Annotated in this window: 4 protein-coding genes; all 4 read right to left on the minus strand. The window is 58.5% G+C overall.

What is annotated here, in order from left to right; translation table 11 throughout:
• Positions 1 to 99 precede the first annotated feature (99 nt).
• Positions 100 to 1,836: a S1/P1 nuclease gene (locus ACH2EH_RS25260; protein ID WP_395146190.1), complete on the minus strand. Its 1,737-nt coding sequence runs from the start codon at positions 1,834 to 1,836 to the stop codon at positions 100 to 102.
• Positions 1,833 to 2,225 (minus strand): DUF6941 family protein, encoded by a 393-nt coding sequence (locus ACH2EH_RS25265; protein WP_395146191.1) that lies wholly within the window; start codon positions 2,223 to 2,225, stop codon positions 1,833 to 1,835. Before ACH2EH_RS25265 ends, ACH2EH_RS25260 begins: the two co-directional genes overlap by 4 nt.
• 19 nt (positions 2,226 to 2,244) lie before the next feature.
• Entirely contained in the window at positions 2,245 to 2,493 is a 249-nt protein-coding gene (locus ACH2EH_RS25270; protein WP_395146193.1) for a hypothetical protein, read from the minus strand.
• On the minus strand, positions 2,493 to 2,690 hold a 198-nt coding region (locus ACH2EH_RS25275), incomplete at its 5' end, for a hypothetical protein (protein WP_395146194.1). The genes ACH2EH_RS25275 and ACH2EH_RS25270, both read right to left, overlap by 1 nt.

The following is a 2,690-nucleotide window of genomic DNA, read 5'->3' on the forward strand; positions in this document are numbered from 1 at the left end:
CCATCCAGCGGTGCAACGCTGCAAGCACCGCCCGCAGGTGCCGCACCGTGTGGTAGCGCCGGTGCGGCTCTGTATAACGGCTTAGAACCTCAGGCGGGATCATCGCTCCGTGGGCGGGGCGACGTGTCGCATGGTGAAGTTGAGGACATCGCGCAGGTGCTCATCCCAGTAAGGCCAGGTGTGGGCTCCGTCGAACTCGGCGAACTCGAAGGGAATCCCACGCTCCAGCAGCCGTCGCTCCATATCACGGTTCATCTGGATAAGAAAATCGTCCTTGCCGCAATCGAAGTAGAGCGCGGGGCCGTCCCAGGGGCCACTCCTGCCAGAGAGCGCCTGAATCTTCGGCCAGCTCGCCCCTGCCGCGTAGAGTGCATCGGTGTCGGTGGGAAACATCTTCTGCACAAAGTTCAGAATCGGCTTGCCCTCGCCCCACTCCACGACCCCCGAGAGCGAGGCGGCCGCGCAGAACTTTGTTGGGTTGTCGAGCGCCAGGTGCCACGCGCCGTAACCGCCCATCGAGAGACCCGCTATCGCCCGTCCTTCGCGCTTCTTAATCGTTCGGAACGTGGATTCGACCTCCGGCAGGAGTTCTTTCTCAAAATAGCTCTGCCACTTCCCAAAGCCGGGTGAGTTCTGATAGAACGAGTCGCCCTGGGAGTCTGGCAAGACGACGATTAACGGCAGGTCGGCCAGATACGCCGCTGTGCCCGCGTTCTTGAGCCAGTCCGTGTGCTTTCCAAACGCGCCATGAAGCAAATAAAGCACCGGGTAGCGCTTTTGATTCCCGGACTGCCAGTAGCCTTTGGGAAGAAAGACAGTACAGGGAACGAACTTGCCCAGCACCTCGGACTCAATATGCAGCGTGATCGCGCCCTTGCGCGCCGCAACTTTCTGCTCCTCGGTCACCACGGGCATGAACGGCGGCGCGGTTTGGCCACGGGGGACGAACTCGGGAGCGTAGGGAAGGCTGCTATTTTTTGCGGCAAAGCCCGCCGGTGGTGTCGGGCGACCGGCCTCGTTCCAGGCGCTTTCGAGCAAGCTTGCCAGCGCCGTGCCCCCCATCTCTAGCCGCTTGATCGCAATGGGCTTAGCGACGGGCGTAAAGGCGCTCCAGTAGGCCTCGCTAAATGTATCCCCCGAGGCCACCACCTGGGCTTTCTTATCAGCGGCAAGAATCACCGGAACTTCGTTGATGCTGGCTTGGAGAATCGAAAATGTCGCCGCAACCGGATCGCTTGTTAGCCGCACCTTGCCCGGCTTGAGCTCGCTATAAGCAATGCTCTTCTCTAGCATCACGGACTCAAAGCGTGCGTGAATCCCCTTTTGCGAGGGCTCCGAGAGCTGGCCGTCGTAGTTTTCTGTGGCATGGAACGGCACATGGGCATCGCCGACATAGTGCGACAGATAGGCCGCCTGCACCAAGGCATCGTCCCAGCGTCTTTCCTTGAGCGCACGCACGAGCAAGCCGTAGATGCGCCGCACCGTCCACGGATTCATCCCATCGCTTCGCAGTTTCATGTAGTCGCTGATCTTCTGCACGGCGGCGAAGTCCTGGGGAATCTTGCTTAGATCAGAGCCAAAACCGAAGCGCTCACCATCGAGAAAGTGCCGCCCCGCCTCCGCACTATCGGGCCGGTTACGCCAGCGATCGGGATGCGACGAAGCGCCGGCAAACCAGTCCTTGTTGAGGATCATCAGCGACTTAAACGAAGAGCTTGGCAGGGAGTCTACAGCGAGCTTAGCGACATAGGTATGCCCCACGCCACCCCAAGCATGGGAGGCAGAGGCGAGCACAAAGGTAGCAAAAAGTGAGAACGCAAGTTTTGTTATCATCATCGGAGCCCTTGTTGGGTGATCGTGAGTCGGAGTCGCTGGAGAAGAGTGTCCTCGCGACGGATTTCAAGCGTGTGCGTACCGAACGTATGGAACGTCAAATCCAGTGTGGGTAAAAGCTTAGCCGTGACCGTGTCTTGGTCGGTGGGAAGCGTGAAGTCCAGCCAGTTAGGAGAATCTAGTGCGTGGCCACTAGGGGAGAGCAGATGAAACTCCAGCCGACAGGGCTTCCCCCGGTCTGCTTCGTCTAGCTCCAGGTTCAAAAAGAGCGGCATCTTCTCCAGAGTCACCGGCAGGCCCGGAAACCCGAAGCCCTCCGACAGTCCACAGAGATCAATGCCGTTCTCACCCTGTCGCACCCCGTCCACAAAGACCGCACAGGAAATGGTCACTTAATTCTTTACTCCCTACTCACTTTTTTACGCCGTAGCGCTCACGGTACTTGCGCAGCGCTTTCACCAGAATCGAACCCGCCACCGCCAGATAGGCAAGGGCAATCAGTAGCATGATCCACGCAAAGTTTTTCTCAGGAAGCTGGAACGCTAGTGTGGTGACGGTCGTAAACGCAATCAATCCAATCCCTAGGCGTAGAGAGAACATTGTCAGGATTAGCTTATCTGCCGCTTTGCTCGGTCTGCGCTGCAGGCGCTGACGGGGCATCACTGGCGTTGTGCCTCCCGCTGGGCCAGTTTTTCCTGCCTCTGTGCACTCAGCTTCTTCCAGAGAATAATGGTGGTGCGGTGAATAAAGAGCGAGGCGCCAGAGAGTAGCACCACAGAGACCCAGATTTTCTGGATCAGGCTGTAGACCACCAGGATATTAACCACCAGGCACAAAAAGAAGCGCCCCATCAGGTG

Source organism: Armatimonas sp., assembly GCF_043760365.1.
Lineage (GTDB): Bacteria > Armatimonadota > Armatimonadia > Armatimonadales > Armatimonadaceae > Armatimonas.